The following is a 25,418-nucleotide window of genomic DNA, read 5'->3' on the forward strand; positions in this document are numbered from 1 at the left end:
CAAATAAAAGAACGATCCCAGCTTTTTAGGGTTGGGATCTTTTTACGTTCTCACAGGATACAGTGCTAAGCATAACGTTCTGTAAGTGCTTTCATATGTCTTTCCACCGTATCCTTACTGTCAGGAAAAGCCTTGATATAAGCATCAGACACATATTGCATCAGCATAACAAACTGATTTGGGGTGATTTCTGAACTTTCAAACTCTCCAACATAAAAAGTAACTAAATCAAAATCTTCTGGGTAATCTAGATCTTGATCTAATACATATTCTAATCCTTCATGTACTACACACCCAATTCCCTTTGAGGCATCCAAGAGAAATTTTATGAAGCTCATTTTTTCTTCATTCAGCATAGTAAACATGAGGTAGTATAAATCTTCACCATCATTGTTGGCTAAATACTCTTTCGTCTCGTCTAACCACTTCGTTTTATCACTCATGGAATATTCCTTGATGGCATAGTGATGAATGCATTACTAATTTCTCCACTTTTAGCATCTTTCGTTACCCTAAACCAATATCCATCAACTTTAGTTGAATACTCTCTTTTATCTGGATTGGATATAAAGTAATCCTTTGATTGTTTCGCTGCTTGAGTAGACATTTTAAGAACTTTATCGTCAGATAAGATCCTAGAATCATATGTTGTTTTCGATTGAGTTTTTTTGTATCCAGTAGGCTTCCCTGCTCTGTCTACTGAAGGTAATTGATAACTATATTCTATTAACCCCGGATATTTCTTATCGGTTATTTTATTCGTGACTTTCGCTCCTAATCTTTCAACAGATTCTAAAAATGCATCCTGTTTATGAGCACCAGATATACTTGTTTTCTTTTTATTCAATAGGCCAACCTGAGTATTATGTTTTGATACTTCGGCTGTGAAATTTTCTGGTATTACACGCTCAGACGTTTTACCAGTCTGATTTTGTGGTGCTTTCGTTCCACTATTGCCAGTATTAACTTGCTGCCCTTTGGCTGCGTTAGCACCTTTATTATCCGTCACTGCGTTTGAAGATGATGGTTTAGTCCCTTTGCTATTCATGCCGCCAGTCACTGCGGCCATTGCCGCGCCAGCTAAAATTTCAGCCTGCTGTTTGTCAATGCCATAACGGCTAATCAACTGATGCGCAAATTCCGTACTGGAGACCACCCCTTCCGCTTCAATCTGCTGAGCCAGCAAGGAAGACATGTCATTTTTCATGCGTGACGGCACATCTTCACCCAATACACGATCAATCGCCTGGCGCACTAACAGGCCGTTAGCCGGAATGTCACCGTATTTTTCTTTACAGGCCGCTGGATTCGAGGCACAGACCGCAATCAGCTCCTGTTGCTGTCTAAGGCTCAGATCTTCCATTTCTTTTACAAGCTGTTTGCAGTCGCCACGCGCCTCGCACCCTTTTGCTCTCGCGGCAAAATCATCTATTTGGTCAGCGTGCAGGTAGTTTGATTCGACTGCATTCTTAGCCGTCTGCGCCCCGGACACACCACCTGCGGTAGAGTTGGTTGCCAGTCCTGCCGCTATCCCGCCTGCCAGTGTAGACAAGTTACTGACTTTTTCCTTCTCATCTGGCGACAATTCACTCAGATTTTTGGCTGGGTAAAGCGCACTGGCTATCGCCGAAGCGGCCAGTTCGCCGCTTACCGCACCCGTTGCCCCGGCAGTGGCAGAGCCGCCTTTCATTTCGGCAATCACCCCACCCAAAATCGCATGGGCCACCAGATTGGTCGCTTTTTCTTCTGCCGTCAGTTGCTCATACGGCTTACCGCCGTAGGTCAACGCCTTGACCGCATTGGCCAGATAAGGCGCCGCACCGCCAGCAAGGGCGGCTTTAATATCCCCGCCGGCCAGTCCTTGCAGGGCAGTCACGACAGCGGTCACCGCCTGACGCTGACCGCCGCCAACTTCCGCACCCTGTGCTTTGAGTGCCGCGTCGTAAGCGATTTTATGCGCCCGGTCGGCAATGGATCCCGCTGTGATTTCCTCGTTCTCCTGCCTCAGCTGCGCTTCGGCTTGCTGTTTCAGGGCCTGCTGCGTGTGCGGGTCTTTCAGTTTTTCCGTGGCGGTTTTTGTCGCTTTAATCGCTTCGTGCGTACTGTAAATATCCAGTACCTGCGTGCCGATTTGGGCAATGGCCTGCGCCTGTGCCAGCCGCCGCTGCTCTTTCTCCTTGTCAAAAATCGGACTCAGGCCATTGGCGGCGTTATCAGTATCCCGGCTCAGGTCTGAGACAGCCTGTTTTTGCTTATCCGCATCACGCACCACTATCGTGCCGTCACTGACCGCCGCATGGGTCGTTGACGATTTGCTGTCACTCTTGTTGGTGCCGGCCAGCATATTCGAGACCATATTGGACCCCAGCTGGCTGCCCACCGCGCCGCCGGTACTAATACCGACACTTTGGTGTTCGCTCTTGTATTCCGCCTTGTTCTCAATATCACTGAAACCCAGCGTGCCCGTCTCCAGTCGGTTTTTGTCTTTCTCTGCGTGACTTGCAATCACCGCGCCGTCAAGCTGGGTATGTTCGCCGACCTGGATATCAAAGCCGCCCTGGCCGGCAAAAATCCCGGTCTGCTCATTGACGGATTCGAATTGACTGTGGATGTTGTCCCGGCTGGCATTGACACTGGCCGAACCGCTCATTGAGCCGTAAGTAAAGCTGGCGCCGGCGCTGATGTTTTCCTGTTTGGCGTCGTAATTATCCTTATCCTGCTCGCTCTGCAAATGCAGATTGCGGCCGATATCGGCGGTGACTTTCTCGCCACTGACCTGCGCCCCTTTGAGTGTGGTGTCCTGACCGGATGTCAGGCTGACCTGATTGCCCGCATCAATCAGTGTTTCGCTATGGGTGACGCCGTCTCCGGTTTCATGCCCCTTGCCCTTATTGACACTGGCGGAGAATTTGATGCCGTAACCGCCCTGACCGGCGGTCAGTCCCACACCGACACTGCCGCCTTTGCTGCTGTTTTCACCGCGCGTCGTCTGGGTATTTTCAGCGGATTGCAGGACGATATCCCGTTTCGCGTCCAGGGTCACATCCCGCCCGGCTTTCAGACTGCTGCCGGCAATCTGAATATTGCCGCTGTCTGCCTGAGCCTTGTCGCCTTTTGCGGTAATACGGATATCCCGCCCGGCATTAAGCTGACTGTCCTGTGACTGCGTCTGTTCCGTGCGGGTTTCCGATTTCGCCGACTGGCTGCCATAGGAAAGCTGGATACCGATAGTGTCTGTCGGTTTTTCCGCGTTGCCGCCCGCCTGATTTATCGCATCGGCTTTGGCGGCTTCCGCCTGACTGAGCTGCCAGGCCTGATAACCCTGCGCCCCGGACAGCACCGACTGGGTGCCTTTCAGTGCCTGTAACCGGCTGTCTTGGGTGTCTTTGGCTTCATTCGCCGTCTGCACTGCCGTGTTAACCGCACTGCCGACCGCACCGGACAACGCCAGGGTCAGGCCCGATTGTTTCTGCTCGGTTTTGCTCAGTTCAGTATGGCTGTTTTTCGCGGCCGTGACCGCCACCTCTTTGGCTTCAATATCGATATCTTTACTGGCAATGATATCGCTGCCATGCACAATGACCTGTTCGCCGGCACGCAAGGTGACCTGGCCGTCACTGCTGCCCACGGTGCTGCCTTTTTGCAAAGTCGTATCGCTATCGTTGGACTGTTTGAGTGTCGAACTGCCGATAGTAAAGCCCACGCCCCCGGTGCCCATCAGGCCGGATTTTTTCTCTTCCTGCTGGGTGAACTGGTGATGGGTCTCTTCGGCTGTGGTGAGGGTCAGATTCTGGCCGGCCTGGAGTGCCACATCCTGAGTGCCCACCACATTGCTGCCCTGAACGGTGGTATCCTGGCCGGACTGGATGCTCACTGTATTGCCGCTCAGGGTGCTGCTGACTGCCTGGGTGCGGTCATATTGCTCCCGGGTGGTGGTAGTGGCCGAGGAAACCCAGCTGTTGCTGCCTTTCACCTTCCGGTATTCGTCATGGGTTTGCTGCTGTTCACCCGCCACGACGGACACATCCCGCCCGGCAGCCACTTGCAGTGTTTTACCCGCCGTGATACCGCTTGCCCGCAGATTCACATCGCGTCCGGCGCGCAGGCTGACCTGTCCGGCACTGTCAATGTCCGTACCGGTTTCCCCCGATGCGGTATGAGTCAAATAGTTATCCCGGTGCCATTCCAGGTGTTCACCCTGCGCGGTTTTGGCTGTCCCGAACTGAATATCCCGCCCCGCGTCTAACTGAATCTCACTGTGTTGACCCTGTGACATCAGTTGGGCGGCCGACGTATAAATATCCTTGCCTGCCCGCAGGTGCAGTTTGCCATCCGCCCCCTGCACATAAACTTGGGCAACGTTATCCACGTAAGTGGTACTGAACTGATTATTGCCAACCTGATTTTCACCGCCGCGCGTGGTACTGGCGATATCAATCGTATTCCCGGCCCCTATCGTCAGTGACTGACTGGCGCCCATCGCCCCGCCCCGCTGAACCATATCGGTCCGGGCCTGCAAATCAACCTGGTTGCCTTGCAGCAGTCCGCCCTGATGACGGATATTCTCCGCCAGGATATTGATATCCTGGCCGATAATCCGGCCCTGGTTGAGCAGGTCGCCACGCAGTTGCACATTGACCTGGCTGCCACTGAGCAGAGCACCGGTGCCATCCAGTGAACCGGCCTGCGTGCGCACATACACCTGGGGAACCAACACAGTTTGCCGGCGACCGTCCGGTAAGGTGACCGTCGCATTGACCAGCCAGACCATGTCTTCGGTAAGATGGGCCATCTGTTCCGCATTCAGGGCAATCCCCGGGGCCAGATTAAAGGCATGCTGGGCCCGCACGCCGGCATTCATCAGCGCCTTAAATTGTTCCTCGTCATTCTGGTGTCCCGGCAGATAACGTTTGCCGGTCATGTTAATCACCTGCTCACGAATAAGGCGCTGTTCATAAAAACCATCCCCCAGACGTTTATGCATGTTATTGTGATCCCAGCGCAGCTGCTGTTGCATATAGTCCGTCCCCAGCCATTTTTTCAGCTGGGTAAACTGCGGATCGGTTTCAACCAGCGGCAGGTTGTCAATCGCCGCCATAGCCGATGTGGGGGGAGTATTTTCAGGTGGCAGGTTCAGTTTAAATAAGCTGTTGTCCGGTAACTGATAATTCGGCACTTCCGTGCGGACGATAAGGGGTTTTTCGCCCACATGGGGGATCCTTTCCGCCACACCGGTGGGTTTCTCACCCACATTTGTGATTTTTTCATCCACCCCCATGGATTTCTCACCCACATTCGTGATTTTTTCATCCAGGCCGGTGTATTTTTCACCGACACCGGTCAGCTTCCCACCCACGGTGGATCGTTCACCCACCGTGACAGTTTTACCCCGTTCAGTCAGTTTTTCCCCCGCGATAACCGGCGTCTCTGCGGTGCCACCGGTGATGGCCGCTTTTTGCCCCGTCACTGCCGCGGGCGGGATGATCACTTCCAGCCGCTGCCCCGGCCGTAATGCGACTTCACGCGACAGGGTGGCCGTTTCCGTCAGGCCGGCATTAATTTTCCCGCCACGGACTGGCGTTATCTGTGTCACGGTGCCCTGATAATCCGCCGGCCGCTGGCCATCCAGCGTGACCGTGCCCTGTGATGACCGGACTGTCCCGGGGGTCAGGGTGATAGTCTGGATTTGTGCCGGAGGTTCATAGTGTGATGATCCCCAGCCTTGCCGGTCACGCCCTTTTTTCTTGATACGCCAAAAATTCTCCACCTGCCCTTTATCGGTGATATAACGCTCACTCGGCATATCCAGGTTATTGATCTCCCCGCCCGTGACCGTCAGCAATCCCCCCGCCGCCACCTGGCTCTTATCGTTTGTCAGCGTCGTGGTATCAATAATCAGGTTTTGTCCGGCCAGTATCTTCGCCGGATCGGTGGCTTTCACCCGGGTTTCTTCTGTCGTGCGGGTGTACCGGTAAATCTGGAAGTTATCCCGGCATCCCAGGTCATCCACACAGGCGTGATCCACTTCATCATTATCAATCGTGATACGGTGGTTTTTCGTATCATAACGTTGCCCCCAGACCTGATATTCCTCCATTGGCGTCTGCGAAATGCGCTCAAGTTGGGTCTCAAAATGGTCATTGACGTTATTGATGGTGTCGGCTGCCAGCCGCATCTCTCCCATCGCTTCCATATAAGCGCTGTGGTTATTGATAACGTTCCCTTTTCCGCTGGCCCGGTACTGGTCATCCAGCTTACCGCCAAAGGCAAAATCCCCGTCACTGTAAATCAGGCTGTGGCTTTGGTTATTTAACGTTCCCACGCCCAGATCGAGACGCTGACGAGCCGCAATCACCGCCGATTGACCTTTGGCCTTTGTCTCCGCATCCCCCCAGTTATTCAGCGTCCCCGCTTCAATGGCAATATGATCACCATAAATCCGCCCTGTGCCCTGGTTGGTCAGCTCAGCGGCACGCAGATAGGTTTGGCCACCATCCAACAACCCAGTGTTGACGAGGGTATTGTTGACGGTCCATTGATGGTGATCCGCCAGGATTTTCCCGGTGGCCTCGTTGGTCAGGTTATCCGCCTCCCCCGCTAAAGTGCCGGCACTGATCAAGCCATTATTGATGACATTGCCCTGAATGCTCAGCCGTAAACGCCCATTGGCCATGATTTCACCGGTATGAATAAAATCTTTCAGCAGTGTCAGCTGGATATCCCCCAGTGAACGCAGTTTGCCGTCACCGGTGGCCGCGCCGGCATCCACCGTCAACGCCTTTCCGGCGTTGATTTCACCGGCCGTATTGGTCACCGCTAGCTGGCTGCCCTGTATGGTCAGTTGCTGATTGGCCTGTAACTGGCCGTGCGTGTTATCGAGCACCGAAGCCAGTTTTAGTATGGCATTTTCAGTGGCGAACAGTTGCCCTTTGGCATTGTGCAGGGTGTCCGCCGTGGCAAGGACATGTTTACCCTCTATCCCTTTATCCTGCTGTTGTGTCTCCTGATTGTGGATGGCCTGAGCGCTCAGTTCGGTATCACCCCCACTGCGGATTAAACCGGCTGTATTATCCATGTGGTGATTGACCTGCGCTTTCAAATTGCCCAGCGCCAGTATCTGCCCCTGAGTATTCAGAAGAGCATCGGCATCAATATGCAGCCCCGATTCGCTCAGGATCTTACCTTGTTGACGGTTATCCAGTTGTTTGGCGGTGAGTGTGGCCGACTTACCATGCAAGGTGCCGCGCTGGTTTTTCAGATCCCCGCTCTTCACCTTAAGCTCAGCCTGACTGTCAATCACGCCATCGGTGTTATCGAGGGTCTGCCCCTGCGTATCGACAGATAAATTCTGACGGGCAGTGATCCGTCCGGACTGGTTATCCAGCCTTTGGCCTGTCAAAGCAAACCGGGTCTGCGCGGCCAATAATCCCAGCCGGTTATGGATATTATCTGCCGTGATAGTCAGGCTGCCTAATGAGGCCACGACCCCGCTTTCATTATCCAGCGCCCCGGTATTCAGGATCATGGCCTGTTTGCTGGTGATCCCGTGATGATCACCACTGTTGCGGTTCATTAAGGATTTTGCATTAAGTGTCAGTTTGCCGCCACTTTGTAACAACCCCTGATCATTATTCAGCATATCCACACGCAATTGGGTGTCTTTTCCCCCCAGGAGCTGACCGTGCTGGTTAAGGAGCGTGTTTCCGCTCATATTCAGCCCGCCATGGCTTTCAATATGGCCGGACTGGTTATTCAGATCCGCGACCGTCAGGCGCAAAGCCCCCTGGCTGAACACCCCGCCGTTCTGGTCACTGTCCCGGTTATCCAGCTGCTGACCGTGGGTATCGATGGTCAGGTTTTGGCCGCTGTGTATCGATCCGTAGCGGTTCAGTAATTCACCGGTTCGTAACGTCATCTGCCGTTCTGCGGCGATAGAACCTGCGGTATTATTCAGTTGCTGCTGGTGCGTATTGATATCCGCCGTACCCGCACGGATTTGGCCTTTTTCGTTGTTGATCGCCTGCGCCGTCAGTTGCAGGTTATGCTGACCGGCAATTTTCCCTTCAATATTAGTGAGCTGCCCGGTGGTCAGGGTGATATCCCCGTTCGACGCCGCTATCTTCCCCTGCCGGTTATCGATGTCGTCAGCCATCACGGTCATCCCGGCTGAGGCAACTAACTGGCCTTGCTGGTTGTTCAACCGGTTTTTTACGGTGACCTGAAGCTGGCCGTCTTCGGCTGCAATGAGTTGGCCCGCCCGGTTATTCAGCGCTGCGGCATTGACCTGCACCGGGCCATTGGCAGACATCGTGCCGCTGCCATTATCCAGTTCCTGCTGAACAGCCAGCGTCATGGCACCGGTGCCCCGTTGGGTCATCGTCCCTGAACGGTGATCCAGTGACTGAATATGGGCCGTGATGTATTGCGCCGACGTCTCGCTGTTCACCAGATGGTAATCCCCCCCAGCCAGTTTCAGTGTACCGTCAGAAATCAGGCGGCCGGCGTTGCCCTGAAAGTGGGCCGTGTCAATGGCCATCACGCCGGTGCCGGCATGGATCAGTCTGCCGTTATCATTCGTCATGTGCTGCGCCTTCAACGTCAAATCCTGCCCACGGGATTCAATGATCCCGGCGGTATTGTCAATCCCGGCCGTATGATCCAATATGAACGACTGCGACCCGGTCTGGGTGATTTTACCCTGCTGGTTGTTCAATATCTGGCTGCGAAGGGTCAGCGTTTCCGCCCGCAACCGGCCACGCGTGTTATCAATCCGTTCCGGTGCCGATAACGTAAGATGTTGACGGGCGCTGACGTGGGCATCCTGTAAATGTAACTGCGTGCCAGATGTCAGGGTCAGATCGCCGGCCTCCGTTTGACTGCCCGCCAGTGAAAGATCTTTTGCGTTCACCGATAACCGGTCATGGGCCAGATTCTGCCCGTGAAGCCGGGCTTCCTCCGTGGTTTTTAGGGTCAGGTTACCATGCCGGGTCAGCCTGAGCGCGTTATCCATACCGGCCGCCAGGGTACTGCCCTGATGGCTATACAGTGACGCGCTTTGGCTTTCAAGGTGGCGCCCCGCCAGTATGCGCCCCTGGTTGTCGAGGTGCCTGCGGGTGGTGATAGTCATGTCCTGCCCGGCGGTAATGTCTCCCTCATTCATCAGGTTACCCTGATCAGGCAGGCTCACATCACCGGCTGCCCTTATCACGCCGCGGTTGGTCAGTTGCCCACGGCTGTGAAGCACCAGATTGCCCGATTGGGCGGGTTCACCGTCGTGGTCAATGCCTGCCGCCAATACCGCATTTTTGGCGTTGTCCAGTGACGCACTGGTGATATCAAGGTGATGGCCGGCCTGTAGGTTGCCTTGATTGACAAGGTGATCATGGATGTTGATTGACAGATCCCAGCCCGCGATCATGTTCCCCTGATTATCCAGTTTGCTCTGATCCTGGACGGTCATCGTGTCCGACGCAGTGATTAGCCCCAGGTTGGTCAGCTCACCCGGGCTATGGAGCGTCAGGTCTCCCGGTTGGGACAAACGGCCTTCTTTATCGACACCCGCGGCCAATACCCCGTTTTCCTGATTGGATAAGGCCGCACTGTGGATATTAAGGTGACGGCCTGCCAACATTTTGCCCGGGTTAGCCAGATGCCCGGGTGTTTTAAGCCGGATATCGCGCCCGGTACTCATCTCCCCCGTATTTTCCAGATCCGCCTGATTGTCGATAGCAATATCATCCGACGCCACCATCACGCCCAGATTAACGAGCTGACCGCGACTGTTGAGGGTCAGATTACCCGGCTGAGTCGGTTTGCCATGAGCGTCAGCCCCTGCCGCCAGTTCCCCTTTTTTCTGGTTTTCTAATGTCGCACTGTGGATATCTAAGTGGTGGCCGGCCAGCACCCTGCCCTGATTGATCAGGTTGCCCGGGGTGTTGAGCTTGATATCACGACCTGCACTTATCTCTCCCTGATTTTTCAACTCGGCCTGATTCTGGATGTCGATATCATCCGATGCGGTCATCACGCCCTGATTGACCAGTTGACCACGACTGTCAATGATAAGATTGCCTGGCCGGGTCAATTTGCCCTGATCATCCGTACCGGCTGCCAGCACCCCGTTCTGATAACTGACTAACGCGGCACTGTGGATATTAAGGTGACGGCCTGCCAGGACTTTTCCGGCATTATCGACAGCATCACGGGCTTTTAACGTGATGTCGCCACCGGCGGTGATATCGCCTGAGTGACTGAAAGTGCTTTCATTCTCAATATGGATATGATCTGACGCGGTGATAATACCCCGGTTGTCCAGTTTGCCCTGCCCCTGGATCTTTAAAGTCCCCGGCTGTGTTTTATCTCTCCCCGCGGCCAGCTGACTTTCTTGCTGGTTGTCTAAATCAGCACTGTGGATATCGAGATGATGGCCAGCCAGCACCTTGCCCTGATTGGTCAGATGACTCGGCGTGTTGAGCTTGATATCACGCCCAGAACTGATCTCTCCCTGATTTTTCAACTCGGCCTGATTCTGGATGTCGATATCATCCGATGCGGTCATCATCCCCTGATTGACCAGTTGACCGCGACTGTTGATGATAAGATTGCCCGGCTGGATCAGGTTGCCGCGATCATCCGTCCCCGCCGCCAACACCCCCTTCTGGTGGCTGACTAATGTGGCACTGTGGATATTAAGATTGCGTCCGGCCAGGACTTTTCCGGCATTATCGAGAACATCACGGGCTTTTAGCGTAATATCACCACCGGCGGTGATATCCCCTGAGTGATTAAACGCGCCTTCATGCTCAATATGGACAGACTCGGAAGCGGTGATAATACCCTGGTTGTCCAGTTTGCCCTGCCCCTGGATCTTCAACGTCCCCGGCTGCGTTTTACCTCTCCCTGCGGCCAGCTTACCCGCTGTCTGGTTGTCTAAATCGGCACTGTGGATATCAAGGAGATGGCCGGCCAATACTTTGCCCTGATTGGTCAGCGTGCCCGGGGTAGTGATCCGGATATCATGGCCTGCGCTTATCTCCCCCGGGTTCTCCAGCGCGGCCTGATTATCGAGGGTGATATCATCCGACGCGGTCATTATCCCCTGATTGACCAGCCTGCCGCGACTGTTGAGGATAAGATTGCCCGGCCGGATCAGGTTGCCGCGATCATCCGTCCCCGCCGCTAACACCGCGTTCTGACGGCTGACGAACGCGGCACTGTCGATATTAAGATGACGGCCTGCCCGCATTTTCCCTGTATTATCAAGATCATCACGGGCTTTGAGCGTGATATCGCCACCGGAAGTGATATCGCCGGAGTGATTAAACGCGCCTTCATGCTCAATATGGACAGACTCGGACGCGGTGATAATGCCTTGGTTGTCCAGTTTCCCCTGGCTCTGGATCTTCAGGTTGCCCGGCTGCGTTTTATCCCTGCCCGCGGCCAGCTTACCCGCTGTCTGGTTGTCTACATCAGCACTGTGGATATCGAGGTCATGGCCAGCCAATACCTTGCCCTGATTGGTCAGCGTACCCGGGGTGGTGATCTTAATATCACGATCAGCGCTTATCTCCCCCCAGTTCTCCAGCGCGGCCTGATTCTCAATGGTGACATCATCCGACGCCGTTATCACCCCCTGATTGACCAGCCTGCCGCGACTGTTGAGGATAAGATTGCCCGGCCGGGTCAGGTTGCCCTGATCATCCGTGCCGGCCGCCAGTATCCCGTTCTGACCACTTTCTAACGCCGCACTGTGGATATCAAGATGGCGGCCTGCCCGCATTTTCCCGTGATTATCGAGGTGATCCCGCGCTTTTATCGTGATATCGTCACCGGCGGTGATATCCCCTGAGTGACTGAAAGCGCCTTCATGCTGAATATGGACAGACTCGGTGGCGGTGATGATGCCGTGGTTATCCAGTTTACCCTGGCTCTGGATCTTCAGCTTGCCCGGCGGCGTTTTATCTACCCCCGCAGCCAGTACGCCGTTCTGGCCACTTTCTAAAGAGGCACTGTGGATATCGAGGTTGTGGCCGGCCAGCACCTTGCCCTGATTCGTCAGTTTGCCGGGCGTGGTGATCCTGATATGGCGGTCAGCGTTTATCTCGCCCTGATTATCCAGCGTCGCCGGTTCTTCGATAACAATATCTTCCGTGGCGGTCATCCTCCCCTGATTAACCAGCTGACCCCGGCTGTTGAGCGTCAGTTTGCCCGGCTGGGTTTTATTCGTTCCCGCAGACAGTAATCCATTCTGACCGCTAATTAAGGCTGCACTCTGGATAGCGAGATGGTAACCGGCCAACATTTTGCCCTGGTTGGTCAGCGCGCCCGGGGTTTTTATCGTCATCACTTTTCCGGCGCTGATATCGCCGGTGTTAGTTAACGCCGCGTTATTCTGAATGTCGATAGTGTCTGACGCGGTTACAATACCGTGATTATCCAGTTTCCCCTGGATATCCAGCGTCAGGTTACCCGGCTGGGTTAATTTACCCTCTTTATCCGCGCCGGCGGCCAGAACAGGGTGTGGCTGGCGATCAGCGAGCCGTTGAACAGTGTTATGGCTGGCCAACGACGCACTGTGGATAGCAAGGTGACGACCGGCCAGCATCCGTCCCTGATTATCCAGGTGATCGCGGGTGTTGACGGCAATATTCTGACCCGCCGTGATATCCCCCTGATTGATGAAATTCCCCTGGTTCTCAACCTTCACTTCAGCAGACGCGTCTATCGTCCCGCTGTTAGTAAGATGACCGCCACTGTTGAGTTTCAGGCTGCCCGGTTTATGACTGCCTGCCGACAGCCGCCCCTGGTTCGTTAAATCGCCCTGATTATCAACAGTCAGGTTATCCGACGCCGCTATCGTGCCCTTATTACTGAGGAAACCCCGATTCTTAATAGTCAGGTTGCCGGATTGAGTTTGCTGACCGCTTTTATCGACACCGGCAATCAATTTGCCTTTTTCACCACTGCCGAAAGCAGCGCTGTCAATCGCCAGATGACGCCCTGCCAGTACCCGCCCCGGGTTTTCAATCTCATGGCGCGTGTTAAGCGTAATATCCTGACCCGCCGTGATATCCCCCTGATTCGCCAGCGCCCCCTGACTCCTGATAACCACCTCCGCGGATGCCGTTATCGCCCCGCTGTTCGTCAGTTTGCCCTGGCCATCCAGTGTCAGATTGCCGGCCTGCGCCCCTAACTGCCCGGCATTGCGTACCCCAACCCCCTGTTCGGTGCCGACCAGCTTAATTTTGTTGGCATACATGCCACCTACCGCCGCCACATCCAGACTGAATGTGGGCTTATTCTTCTGACTGTCAGACAGAACGTCTGTCACATTGCCCTGGGCATCCACTCGGTTGCGCCCGGTTGTCACGATTAAATGGCTGGCGTGGAGTTTGGCGTTAATATTAACGGCACGACCAATCAAACGCGTATAATCACTGCCGGTATCATTCAACCCCTTCCCTTCCACACGGATGAGTCCCTGATGCGTCTCATCCACTTCAAACCCTTTCAGGCGCCCGCCTTCCAGTAAGGTCTTACCCGCCGCCAACGTGGTCTGGCTGGCATTGATAAAACCACAACCCTGACAGGTAATGCCTGCCGGGTTAGCAATAATGACGTCCGCCCGTTGACCGGCGACTTCAATAAACCCATTCAGTTGGCTGGGGTTGCGGCTGTTCACTTCATTGAGGATGATCTTCGCTTCACCCTGGGCTAACCACGGATTCGCAGTAATGAGGCCACCCAGTTCGGTTTTGGTATTGATGCCGCTGTTATTAAGGATCGCCCCCCGCTGCGCCACATCAAACTGGCTGTACTGGTTACGGGAAACCCCATCCCCATTCGGCGTCTGGATATTGATTTGGGGGATACCGTTGGCGGTAGAAATGACCGAAGGCTGCTGCGTACCAGGCGCATTAGTGTCCGCCACAATGCCGGCCTGTGCACTCAGGCTGACCAGCCCCAGCGCCAGTGAGACCCCGAACACCAAGGGCGTTAAGGCCACACGGGTTGCCGATAATGAAGGCACCGATATGCGATCCCGTGCCTGTCCGGCCGTGTGGCTGCTGACCAACTCAGACACCACCATCAGCATCTGACGGGTTTTATTAAAAATCACGCGGTAGCAATGTTTATTCATCGCGCAGCCCCTCTTTCAGGTAAGTCGACGGTCAGGGGATAGTTATCCCACCATGCGGCGGCCTGTTCACGGCTGACACCGGCGCCGCGAAAACGGATCACCTGCGCCCCGCGCGCTGAACTTTTGTGATAAAGCGCCCGGACACATTGATAAGGAAAAATGTCATGTCTGACTAAATCCGCCATCACACGGCTATGGCCAAACGGCGCGACCCAGTCCACAATCCAGATCCGGGCACCCCGGTTCGATGCCAGATGGCGATTATTCCCGTCATCCGTTGTCAGGTAATGCCGTTCGGTCTCTTCATCAAACCGCGACCAGCTCAGGTAAAACACCGGTTGGCTCCGTTCACTGACCAGCACATACTGTTGGGCCTGAATAAAAGGCAGAAGCAGGGTGGCCAGCGAACTTAACGGCGCATCCCGGTGCAGCGGGGAGTGCATCCACAGCCAGGTTGCGGCGCCCAGCATCGCTGTGTCATTGTCGTGTCCGCCAAGGATCAGGGGGGCCCGCACATCATAATCACCGATTAACATTGCTGCCTCCTCAGTACTGCCAGTTCAGGCTGAAATTGACGTGGGCGTGGTCAGTTTTAAAGCCATCCGGTTTGGAAAACGGCGTACCGACCGACACGTCATAGGCCAGATCCGCCGGGCGAATATTCCCTTTCAGGCCGACAACGCCGCCCGCCAGGGTGCGCCCGATACTCATTTCTGATCCCTGTCCGCCCACCCGGCCGTAATCCGCCCCCAGATAAAGCTGCTGGTCAGGCATTGGGGTCTGCCATGACAGCGTATTACGCAGCGTCCAGCCCTCATCGGCACTCAACGTGCGTTCGCCATCAAAACCGCGCACCGTCCAGCGGCTGCCGATACTGAACTGATCCTGTGGGGTCAGCGGGGTGTTGCTCCATTGTTTCTGGTATTCCATCCGGTGCTGAAAGGACTGGTTACCCAGCTTAAAGGGCGTATTCAGTGCCACCGATAACTGGATAATGTCGGATTTTGCCGTGGCGTAGTTTAAGGACGATTTATCATTGCGCTCTTCATACGCCGGCAGCGCGCCAAACCAGCGGGTACCTTTTTGATAACGGATGCCCGCATCCAGTATCGCCGTGCCGATATAATGGCGGTGATCCAGCCCCAGGCTCCAGCTGCTGGTGCGACGTTTCTGGCTGTCAATTTCAGTTTGTTGCATGAAATTGCGGGTTTCGCGTACATTCACGCCATAAATCAATGTGGTTTTTGAACGGGCATTACGATGCAGGACACGGCTTAATTGCGCGTTCAGGCTGCGGCTTTTTCCGCGATATCGGGCATCTCCGTTGAGTGCCGGCACGGTTTGCATATAGTTATATTTGCTGCCGGTGACGGCAAACTGCCAGTAACCGAACGGCAACGAATAATGCGCGGTATAGTTGGTGGAATCTTTGCGGCGGGAAAAAGCCAAATCACGGCTCAGGGAGAGATAAAACAGGTCACTGAGCGACGTCGGGTTATCCAGCGCCAGCATCAGCCCGCCCTGCGTGCGTCCGGTGGTTTTGGTCCCGCAGTTATCCACCCAGGCTCCCACATGCCATAAACGCGACTGCTGGCGTTTAATCACGATATCGCTCTCGCCCGGCTGTTCACCCGGCACCAGCTCCATTGACGCCTGAACATTGGGGATGCGCTGAAGGTTTTCCAGGCCTTGCTCGATATCCCGCAAATCCAGCACATGGCCATTATGGGCCGGCATCGCGGTATACAGCGTCGCGTATTTATCCGACTCCTCGGTATAGCGTACCTGCCGGATTTTGCCGGTGACAACATTGAGTTGCAGTTCGCCCTGACTCAGATCCTGCTCCGGTGCCAGAATACGGGTGGTCACCCAGCCGTGGGAAATCAGCCGGTTCTGCATCGTGCTCATCAGGAGACCAATCCCCTGCGCCCCCAGACAGTGCCCGCTGGCCTGATTTGCCAGCCGTTGTAACGGCACCCAGTGCGGCAGGTCTTCCCGGCCGGACAAAGTGACGTTCTGGATCACAAAACAGGGCGATTCGGTGGGAAATGTCAATACAGACGTGGATACCGTATCAGCCGAAAGCCGCACTGTCGGTGCCCTGGCTTCCAGACGCTGTTCCAATGCCTGTTGTTGCTGTTTTTGATGAATAAAGGGTTGGTCATCTGCCTGCACAGGCAGAGAAGCAAAGTACTCACCGGAGTATGTGCTGTTAATGTCATCCATCTGCCTGCACAGGCAGAGAAGCAAATACAGCCCATCCGGCCACCCCGGCGAACAGGTTGCTGCGCGTTACTGTTGCCATAATTGAACCAATAAGATACTTAATTATTATTGAATGATTTTGAGAAAAATACGCGAAAGGGTATTATGGTCGAAATTGGTTTATTTTCAATCAGACCAATCACAAGATGATCAAAAAGACGGGGATTTAGACTAATAAACTGTCATTATGCAACAAAATAGCAATGAATTAACATTAATTAAACATATTGCGTATGGCATGGAGCATATTCGTCGGCATTTTGCCTATTCCAAAAACACAATCCCGACCAATATGATTAGAAAAAATAACAAATGATGTGTTTTTCAGAGTATTCTGACGGGGCAGTAATCCTCCTTTATGACAAAAAACGGGTCTCACTATTTTCCTTTGGACAACACCTTCTGCATCACCATCTGCCCGAACATGCCCGCAGATTGCCTGACCTATCCTACGCCCTGGCTCATCATACCTGCCATATCCCCCATCCGCACACCAGCCCACGCTAATGCGCCCAACCAGACCATCGGCAGCACAATAAACAGCGTACCCATCACCAGCCCCATGATTAAATCGTCCGAGGTATTCTGAATGCCCGCCAGATTAAACAGGCTGTGAGTGTCCGAGCCGTACAGGGCTTCCAGCAAATGGCTGTCCAGCCAGCGCGCCAGTTCCCACCAGAACGTCAGGAAATTCAGCGCGAAAATCACAAAAGTCAGCGTGAAGACGGTCTTAAACTCATACGCGGCAAACAGCAGGATCAACGGGATTAAGATATACAGCGCCATCAGGATCACCGCCTGCATCATTGGCAGAGCCTGACGCACCGCGTCGAACATCGGCATGCCGAGTAATCCGCCCAATAGAGCACCAGCCGAAGCACCAATCCGGTTAGATCCATCTAACAAGCCGGGATCGGCATTGCCGCCATAGCCGGCATAGACATAACCCTCCTGAGAAACTGTCAGATTCACCGGACTGACCAGACGGCGGATCACCGCTTCCTGATAGGTCTGCGTACTTTTGCCCAGTATTTTCAGTGTTGCAAACAGGCGCAGCCACAAGCCCGGATCGGCCTGTGCCACTACCCGGTCTTTCAGGCCGGTTTTGGCGGCTGACCACCAGGTTTTGCAGTAAGGATATCCACCCTGCCCGGTATCAGGCCGTCCATTGTCCCGGCTCGCCTGCCACGGAAAGCCGGCTCTGGGCGTGCGCGATTGCAGGGTATTGTAATCACCGGCTAAAAACATTAGGCTGCCCAGCCAGTCAATATCACTCAGGGTAGCCGGATCGGTAGTTTTCCCCTGATCGCGTTGTTTCCACTGATAAAGTGCCAACGCATAACAATCGTGGGTGAAATCCTGTAACTCCGCCGCCAGTGCCGGGTTGCTGATACGGGTATGCTGTACTTCAAAACGCAGTTGCCGTAAATCCGGCCGACAGGGAATAGAGGCCACTGCTGCCTGCGTTACCCCCTTGGACAACCGGTGTACCACCGCCCACCAGAGGGGTACAGCTGCCGTCTGATTATTCAGGCTGGACATCACCGGTGCATAACCACTGCTATCCGGTGCTTTCGGTGTCCAGGTGCCACAACTTTTGGCACGGGACGGGTCGTACTGAAGGGTCGTCAGGCTGACATTGACCAGCGGCACACAACACACCACCATGACGAAAAAAGCGCAGTACAGGGTGTTTTCAATCCGGGCGAGCGACTGTAATCCACCATTGCCCTCTTCTTCGCCACCTTCACGCACTTTCAACCAAATGGCTATTACCTTTATCACTAAAGGAAGAGTAAACAGCCCGGTTGCAATCAGAATTTGCCATAATCCGTTATTAACGACCCAACCAAGCAACGTCAGAAAATATTCCAGATAGCTGTTGGTGGTCATGTTGTTCCCTCAACATGGCCTGACAGGGCATATTCACCCAGCAGAATAAACAGCAGGCTGACCACCATCATCCTTATCAGCGTTGCGTGGTGTCCCGCCTGATGTTTTACTCTTTGCCAGATTTTCCGGCTGCCCCAGCCCAGTGCGGCATACAAACATAGCCGCCAAACTAACCAAAATTTGCCGGTTGCTGTCATCCAGCGGTGAAGCCGGGTAATATTTTCTGCCTGATACAGCCCGACCCAACCTGTCGCTACAGTGATAACCATCATCAAAGCGATGACCAGTGATAACACGACACCTTTTCTTAATCCTGAACGCTTCTCTGCCATCATACGCCTTACCTGCGTTCACGGTTTGGGACTTCCAGCTGATAAAAGCGTGCATCGGTGCTGTCCGGGATTTGTTTTTGCGGATGCATTCTGATGCGCTGGGTGTCCCGCTCGATAATGGTCAGGATGGCATTGTGAGCCAGTTCGCGTTTCAGCTGCATCTCATTTTTTAACGCATTGATTTCCCGGTCCAGTGCCTCAATCCGCCGTTCGCCTTCTGCCAGCGCTTCTGATTGTGCCGCCGCATTGGGTTCGGACATGCCAGTGATGAGCATCCGCCGCATCAGCAACGCCGTCTCTGTGGTTTCTGCCATCGCCAGTTCGCCCGCCAAACGGGCTGTCAGTGCGGCCTTATCCGAATCACGCTGCAACGCCTGAATGACACCCTGAGTCACAACCAGACTGCCGGTTTTCAGTTTCGCCAGATTTGCAGCCATCGGTTTTTCCGTGCCGCTGACCAGCTTCACCAGCTGTTCTGTATTGGTTTGGGTATGGGCTTCCAGCATCGGGGCAAACCCCGTGCCCGCGACTGTGGTGCCCGGCTGGTGTTTTTCACCACCACTGACACATTCTGCTGCCTGAGCACAGGTGCGGATGGCCCGGTCGCCCAGCACGCTGACCACCACTTCGGCCGCTTCTCGCGCACTGCTGAATTTACGGCAGGCACTGGCCCCACAATTTTGGGTGCTGACCGGCGACTGACTCAGTACCGGCAGCTGATTCATCATATTAAAGCCGGCACTGGCTAAATCGCGGGTCGGACGAATGGCATTCTGCCCCTTGCCTCCCTGCCTTTGTCCGCCAATCCACGGATGTCCGCTGGCACCGGTCGCTTTGCTGCCGGCGTTATTGACGCGCACCGCATCACCATCCCCGCTGTTGACCAGATTTTTATATTCCTGCAAGGCCGCCGATTGGGTCCATTTAGTGTTCTGCGCAAAATCCATCATTTTATTGGCCATCGCCCGGCAATTGAACTGGGCTTTGTCGAACGCCACATTGGCCTGCAAAACGCCGTTGGTCAGCATGTCATACAGTCCCGGATTGGCCCGTTGAATGACCATGGCCGGCAGACTCGCCACTGCACCGGTCGCCCCCTGAATCACATCACTCATCAGGTTCTTGAACCCGGCCGTGATACCGTTCAACTGATTGCTGACGGTGGCTTTCAGGTCAAAATTGCCGCACATCAAATCCGAGCGCCAGCCCAGTTCTAATCCACCGAGTGTGGCTGAACCACTGCGACTGGCCGGTTCAGAAATTACCGAACCGCCCCCCAGGGTATAGAACAGCGTATCGGACACCGCCCCGCTGGCTTCTGCCCCATAACCCAGTGCACTGCGGTTCACCTGCGGCAATGTCAGGGACAGCCCGGTAGCATTGGCTTGTGCCGAAGCGATGGCCAGCCCACCGGCTATCAGCCATAACGCGTTTCTTTTCATCATTATTTATCCCTTTTTCAGATATCCGTACTGCTGAGAAAACGCTGGCCACGCCGCTGGCAACAACTGTAAGGCTGCCACAGGGCATACGCCTGGTTGCCATTGCTTGCAGCCGAATGTTCCCCGTCAGGAAACACGGCGCAGGACTGACTTAACGTCGGTGATAACCGCTGCCATTGGTGATTTTTGGTGCCGGTATTTTCGGTGACCGATTCTGGCGGCCAGTAACCGGCGGTACGGGTGCCTTTCAGCGTCTGATAAACATGGGGCTGCCCGGCACGGGTGATGATATCCGCGACCCGTTGCGCGACCACAGCCGATGCCTTGGCATCATCAGTCTGATTGACAAAGCCCGAGCGCGGATAAATAGTGCCCCACAGATTGGCGGCCATCTGGCTGCCCAGTTCCCGCTGACCGGGAATGAGGGCTTCCGGATAAAACGATTCCGGCAGACCCGAGCGCCATACCACACTATCCAACGTACTGAGAAAATAAGGCATCAGCGGGGTGGCCGCACTGCGACACGAATAACCGGGGATTTGCCCGCCTATCAGGCTGGTCGCAGGATGCCCGATGGCATCAGCATATTTAAAACGCAGACTGGTACGCCGTTGCCCGGCAATCTGGACATTGTGATTTCCCCCGCCGGCATTCAGATGGGATAACGCCCCGGTGACCGTATTTTCCAACCCACCGGATAACTGACTGACCTGCGCCATTTCAGACCACGGATTGCCACCGGGCGCGTGATAGGTGGACACCACCGCGTCGGGGAGGTAATGGGTCACCTTAACCGATGTTTTCACGGTACAACCGTGCCAGCCACAGAGCAGCCAGTAACAGATACCACTGACCCGCCACTGAATACAGGACGGTGAAAGACTGCTGGCGACAATCTGGGCGGTGTTGATTGAAGCCTGTGTCACCGGAGAAAATGCCGCTATCAGGGTGATGAGTACAGGAAAAGTCACACGTTGAAGACTCATGGCTGATGTTGCTCCCTGAGTGCGCGGGCTTTTGCCACATCCGCTGTGCCATACACCACCTCCTTACCCTCAAAGACCACAGCCGGATACTTTTGCACATCTAATTGCCATGCCTGTACCACAGACCGATAAGCCTTGATCAGTTGTTGTTCTTGTTGGTGCCATTGGGGTGATTGGAGGGTTGCCTGTGCTTGCTTTGTGGCCTGCAGGGGATCGGCAGAGAGTTGAGCGAAGATTTGCCTTTGCTGTTGTTCAGCAGTATCCAGCCAGACGACGCCAGACGACGTGACTGTCCGGCGTCAGATTTATCGGCGGGTGCTGATGATCGGTATACACCACCGTTTTTGCCTGCCCCACTGAGGCAACCATCCATCCCAGCCAGAATAATATACAGCGCTTTCTCATCTCCTCCTCCCGTATTGGTCAATAAACAGGAAGCATGTGGAAAAAACACGAAAAAATCAGCAAACAATTCTTTTTTGCATCAGATAAAAAAGATCCCTCACTTTCTCACGCTGTCCCCTCTCCTTTCGGACTGTACGGGGATCATAAAAAAAGAATGACATTAATTAAATTAATCAATATGCAGATACAATAAGTCGCATTTTCTTATAACACACTCATTTAATATAAACTTTCCACCCAAAGTGTCGATCAATAATGAATCGACACTTTAGAGAAAAACAGAAAGGAATCGCTGTACCTGCAAGAACTGGCCTACCTGCGGGAGCTAGCCCGGCGTGGGGCGAAAGACTCGCCGCATCTGGCTGATTTTTTAACAGCCTCCCATGATCCCGATATTCAACGGACTTTTGAAGCTTTTGCCCTGTTGATTGCCCACTTACGGGATAAAGTCGAGGATGATTTTCCTGAAATTACCCACGGTATCCTGTCCCGCATCTGGCCGTCCGCCCTGAGTCCCATCCCGCCGACCACGCTCATGCAGTTTCATCCCACCGATGGCGAGCATCAGGGGGTGGTTGATATCCCGGCAGGCACGCCGATCTCCGCCGATGTCAACGGGCAGTTACTCACCTTTAACACCTGCCGGTTCCTGCATATTGAACCCCTGATTGTGTTGAACCGGGCCGTGAAAAAAACCGGCACACACAGCGAGATAGTGTTGACGCTCTGCCAGACGGGCACCCCTTCTCCCGTCTGGCAGAGCGGGGCATTGTCTTTTTTCCTCGGCTCAGACAATGAACGGGCAGCCCAGTTAAGCCTGTGGCTGGATCAACATATCTGTGAGATGCGTCTGAACGCACAGGGAGAGCAGCGAAAACTGAACTGTTTTCCTTATGGCTGGCACAACCTGTTCGATAATCCTCTCCTGCCGAGGGGAAAACACACGTATGCCGGCCTGCAATTACTGATGGAATATTATGCCCTGCCCCATCTGTATAATTTTATGACGGTCGATATCAGCAACAGTTGCCCTGAAGTCCCGCTAAATGCCAACGGCACCTTTGACCTCATTTTCCGTTTTCAGGGTGAATTACCACTGGAGAATATTGACGATGCCTTTATGCTCGGTTGTGTACCTGCCCTGCATCTGGAAATCCTGACCAGCTCTCCCCTGCCACTGGATGAAGGAAATCACCGTTATCCCCTGTCCCTTGGCGAGTCCGTGCAATTGTTCCGGCTGCGCGATATTCAGGTAGTTCAGCAGCCCGATGCAACACAACAACGGGGAAGCCCCTCCCGCTATCTGCCCATCGAACAGTTTACACCGTCAACTCCCTGGCTGGCGGAAGACGACGAGCCTGAAACGTTTTACTATCTGTACCAGCGTGATTGTGATTTACTGGGCAGGCTCACACACCAACTGCATTTTTTTGACCTGACCGGCAAACCGGCTGAGTGCCTGCCCCCGCTGAGTGTTGTTGGCGATTTTCTGGGTTACCACCCCCAGGCCATGACCTTAAAACAAGGCGAAATTACTGTCACACAGGAAGGTTCTCCGGCCCATCTCCGCGTACGCAATATTCTTCCTGTCACCCCCGATTACCCACCGCTGTTACAGGACAATGTCGGCTGGCCGCTGATTTCCTGTCTTTCCAGCCCGCCTGCACTGTTATTCGCCACAGAAAGCCTGAAACATTTTCTCCGCCTGTTCGATCCCTACGCCGAATTCAATCGCCCGCTGAGCCGCCATATCCGACGGCATATCGACGGCATTGTCCGTGTGGAAGAACACCTGACCGACCGCCTGAAACGCGACCGTCCTGTCCGGGGGCATTGGGTGGGACTCACACTCAATCCCGACTGTTACCACAATCCGGGGGAAATGTACCGTTTCTGCCGGTTAGTCAATGATGCCATGGCGTGTTTTATCAGTCAGTCCACCTTCGTCAAACTCGATGTTTACACCCCGGACAGCCGTGATGTTCTGTGGACGTTCCGGGAAGTCGACGGAACACGTGCAGAAATGTAAGCCATCACCCCATTACAACAAGGAGCACCACAAAACATGATGAATATTACAGATATACTTCCCACCGCTAAAAGTGGATTACGCTTTACTTTTCAGATAGCAGGATTGCCCGAAGGGACATTCAGCGTAGGGGAGTTTTCCCTTCAGGAAGGATTATCTGAGCTGTTTACCCTGAACCTGACGCTGGTCAGAGCCGGTAATCTGAATCCGTTTAAGCCACTGACAGAAATTAAGTTAACGTTGCTGCTGATGCAGGAAGCGGTATTGCAAATCTTTCACGGCCCATTGTTGCAGCGCAAAATCACCGGGATCATCTCCCACGCGGACTGGATCGGCACCGACGGCAATAAGACGCTCTATAGCGTCACCGTCCGCCCGGCACTCTGGCGTCTGACGCTGAATCAGGAGAGCCGTATTTTCCATCAGCAAAATGTGCCTGCCATTCTGAGTGGCTTACTGAAAAAACATAAAGTCCGGGCCGATTCGAAACTCTACGATCCCCATCAGGACAGAGAATATGTTACCCAGAAGCGGGAATCGGATTATGCCTTTTTCAGCCGGCTGGCAGCAGAAGAAGGCATCAGCTTCTGGTTCGAGGATGAAACCCTGTTTTTCAGCGACAGCCATTTAGGCATGACTGCGGGATTGCCGTTGACTTACAGTCCGCAACCGGAAACCGCGCTGGGTACAGATACGATTTATCAGGTGCGACTGGGTGTCGGGATGAGTCCGCAACGCAGCCTCCACAAAGATTTTAACTACGATAATCCCCGCTATCACCTCTCCCATATGCAAAGCAGCGAGGGATTTCGTGATTTTGGCACCCAAACCCCCTATACCGTGTTTGAAAGTTACGGGCGTTTTCAGAAAGATGCCGCCGCCAAACCGTTTCTCAAATACCGCCATGACGCACTGGATAACCAGAAACAGACCGGCAGTGGCAGCAGCAACTGCATCAAACTGATGCCGGGCAAAATCTTCGAAATCATCAGTCACCCGCATCTGCCGCTCAACGCCCGCTGGCAGATTGTCGGTATCAGCCATCACAGTCGCTGCCCGCAGGCACTGGGCGATAGCAGTGGTGATGGCACAACGCTCAGTAATCACTTCAGCTTTATTGATGGTCTCATCGACTGGCGTCCGCCGTTCCATTACAGACCACAGGCTGATGGCGATGAAACCGCCACTGTCGTTGGGCCTGAGGGGGAAGAAATCTTCGTCAATAAAGACGGGGCGATCAAAGTGCATTTCCACTGGAACCGCTATGACAAAGTATAGTGGTATAAGGATCTCGGACACCTCAAAAGCCTGCTAATGTTATTAACATGACAATGAGGTATGACAATGAAATTGAAACCGACCAAACGCCACTATTCCGTTGAATTGAAGCTGGAAGCGGTTCAGCAGGTTGTTCTCCATCATCAACGGGGATATTGACCGGCCGATTGTCACCGGCTGTGTTTATAACGGCCTGAACCGCCCGCTACTGGATTTACCGGCCCAAAAAACCCGCACTACCTTCAGAACCAAGACCCACAAAGGCCGGGGTTTTAATGAACTGCGCTTTGAGGATGCGAAAGGCAGCGAAGAAGTGTTTATTCACGCTCAAAAAGACATGAACACCAAAGTACTCAATGATCGTAATACCCATGTGCTGGCGAACCACAGTGAAACGATCAAAAAAAAACCAGACCATTGATGTCTATGAACACCGGGAAGAGACCATTGGCCTGACAGATACACTGGATGTGGGGGAATCCTTATCCATTACCGCAGGCACGGTGATTGAGCTGCGCTGTGGCAACAGTGTCCTGCGCATGGACAAGCTGGGTAATGTCACGATTCAGGGGAATAACTTCCTGTTCCAGGCCAGTGATGCCATTCAAATCAGCGCACAGGACATTGACCTGAACTAAGGAGCTTTGC

At 53.9% G+C, this 25,418-nt stretch carries 12 protein-coding genes and 1 pseudogene; 4 read left to right on the forward strand and 9 right to left on the reverse strand.

Features of this window, described 5'->3' with window-relative positions; genetic code table 11:
* Positions 1-65: 65 nt before the first annotated feature.
* From PSI14_RS13240 to PSI14_RS13280, 9 genes and pseudogenes are all read right to left on the reverse strand, one after another.
* On the reverse strand, positions 66-443 hold the full coding sequence (locus PSI14_RS13240; protein ID WP_273576334.1) for a hypothetical protein: 378 nt from the start codon (positions 441-443) through the stop codon (positions 66-68).
* Positions 440-14,140 (reverse strand): hemagglutinin repeat-containing protein, encoded by a 13,701-nt coding sequence (locus PSI14_RS13245; RefSeq protein WP_273576335.1) that lies wholly within the window; start codon positions 14,138-14,140, stop codon positions 440-442. The genes PSI14_RS13240 and PSI14_RS13245 overlap by 4 nt, the downstream gene beginning before the upstream one ends.
* Positions 14,137-14,676 carry a toxin-activating lysine-acyltransferase gene (locus PSI14_RS13250; protein ID WP_273576336.1) on the reverse strand — a complete coding sequence of 180 codons (540 nt, stop codon included), beginning with the start codon at positions 14,674-14,676 and terminating at the stop codon, positions 14,137-14,139. The genes PSI14_RS13245 and PSI14_RS13250 overlap by 4 nt, the downstream gene beginning before the upstream one ends.
* A 10-nt stretch (positions 14,677-14,686) precedes the next feature.
* Complete coding sequence (locus tag PSI14_RS13255; RefSeq protein ID WP_273576337.1) at positions 14,687-16,366, reverse strand: ShlB/FhaC/HecB family hemolysin secretion/activation protein; 1,680 nt, start codon at positions 16,364-16,366, stop codon at positions 14,687-14,689.
* A 483-nt stretch (positions 16,367-16,849) separates the two neighbouring features.
* Positions 16,850-18,298, reverse strand: a complete 1,449-nt coding sequence (locus tag PSI14_RS13260) for a conjugal transfer protein TraG N-terminal domain-containing protein (protein WP_370688858.1) — start codon at positions 18,296-18,298, stop codon at positions 16,850-16,852.
* A complete protein-coding gene (locus PSI14_RS13265; RefSeq protein WP_273576338.1) occupies positions 18,295-18,633 on the reverse strand; it encodes a hypothetical protein in 339 nt (112 codons plus the stop codon). Before PSI14_RS13265 ends, PSI14_RS13260 begins: the two co-directional genes overlap by 4 nt.
* 5 nt (positions 18,634-18,638) lie before the next feature.
* Positions 18,639-20,072 carry an integrating conjugative element protein gene (locus tag PSI14_RS13270; protein WP_370688862.1) on the reverse strand — a complete coding sequence of 478 codons (1,434 nt, stop codon included), beginning with the start codon at positions 20,070-20,072 and terminating at the stop codon, positions 18,639-18,641.
* A 17-nt stretch (positions 20,073-20,089) separates the two neighbouring features.
* Positions 20,090-21,058, reverse strand: a complete 969-nt coding sequence (locus tag PSI14_RS13275) for a TIGR03756 family integrating conjugative element protein (protein WP_273576340.1) — start codon at positions 21,056-21,058, stop codon at positions 20,090-20,092.
* A pseudogene (locus tag PSI14_RS13280) lies at positions 21,055-21,463 on the reverse strand (TIGR03757 family integrating conjugative element protein). Before PSI14_RS13280 ends, PSI14_RS13275 begins: the two are co-directional and overlap by 4 nt.
* A gap of 316 nt (positions 21,464-21,779) precedes the next feature.
* Between PSI14_RS13280 and PSI14_RS13285 the strand changes: the two are divergent.
* The 4 genes from PSI14_RS13285 (at position 21,780) to PSI14_RS20240 (ending at position 25,408) form a co-directional block, all read left to right on the forward strand.
* Positions 21,780-23,492, forward strand: a complete 1,713-nt coding sequence (locus tag PSI14_RS13285; protein WP_273576375.1) for a type VI secretion system baseplate subunit TssF — start codon at positions 21,780-21,782, stop codon at positions 23,490-23,492.
* A 36-nt stretch (positions 23,493-23,528) separates the two neighbouring features.
* Positions 23,529-24,770, forward strand: coding sequence for a type VI secretion system tip protein TssI/VgrG (gene tssI / locus PSI14_RS13290; RefSeq protein ID WP_273576341.1), 1,242 nt, complete (start codon positions 23,529-23,531; stop codon positions 24,768-24,770).
* Between the two features lie 130 nt (positions 24,771-24,900).
* A complete protein-coding gene (locus PSI14_RS20235; protein ID WP_370688859.1) occupies positions 24,901-25,191 on the forward strand; it encodes a bacteriophage T4 gp5 trimerization domain-containing protein in 291 nt (96 codons plus the stop codon).
* On the forward strand, positions 25,160-25,408 hold the full coding sequence (locus tag PSI14_RS20240) for a hypothetical protein (protein WP_273576342.1): 249 nt from the start codon (positions 25,160-25,162) through the stop codon (positions 25,406-25,408). The genes PSI14_RS20235 and PSI14_RS20240 overlap by 32 nt, the downstream gene beginning before the upstream one ends.
* The last annotated feature ends 10 nt before the right edge of the window (positions 25,409-25,418 follow it).

Origin of the sequence: Xenorhabdus anantnagensis, assembly GCF_028598555.1 — a bacterium.
Lineage (GTDB): Bacteria > Pseudomonadota > Gammaproteobacteria > Enterobacterales > Enterobacteriaceae > Xenorhabdus > Xenorhabdus anantnagensis.

What these genes read in the sequence shown, in the direction of transcription:
- PSI14_RS13275 (WP_273576340.1), bottom strand. Translation starts at nt 21,058, where the DNA reads ATGAGTCTTCAACGTGTGACTTTTCCTGTACTCATCACCCTGATAGCG.
- PSI14_RS13250 (WP_273576336.1), bottom strand. Translation starts at nt 14,676, where the DNA reads ATGTTAATCGGTGATTATGATGTGCGGGCCCCCCTGATCCTTGGCGGA.
- PSI14_RS13260 (WP_370688858.1), bottom strand. Translation starts at nt 18,298, where the DNA reads ATGACCACCAACAGCTATCTGGAATATTTTCTGACGTTGCTTGGTTGG.
- PSI14_RS13265 (WP_273576338.1), bottom strand. Translation starts at nt 18,633, where the DNA reads ATGATGGCAGAGAAGCGTTCAGGATTAAGAAAAGGTGTCGTGTTATCA.
- PSI14_RS13245 (WP_273576335.1), bottom strand. Translation starts at nt 14,140, where the DNA reads ATGAATAAACATTGCTACCGCGTGATTTTTAATAAAACCCGTCAGATG.
- tssI (WP_273576341.1), top strand. Translation starts at nt 23,529, where the DNA reads ATGATGAATATTACAGATATACTTCCCACCGCTAAAAGTGGATTACGC.
- PSI14_RS13240 (WP_273576334.1), bottom strand. Translation starts at nt 443, where the DNA reads ATGAGTGATAAAACGAAGTGGTTAGACGAGACGAAAGAGTATTTAGCC.
- PSI14_RS13270 (WP_370688862.1), bottom strand. Translation starts at nt 20,072, where the DNA reads ATGAAAAGAAACGCGTTATGGCTGATAGCCGGTGGGCTGGCCATCGCT.
- PSI14_RS13255 (WP_273576337.1), bottom strand. Translation starts at nt 16,366, where the DNA reads ATGGATGACATTAACAGCACATACTCCGGTGAGTACTTTGCTTCTCTG.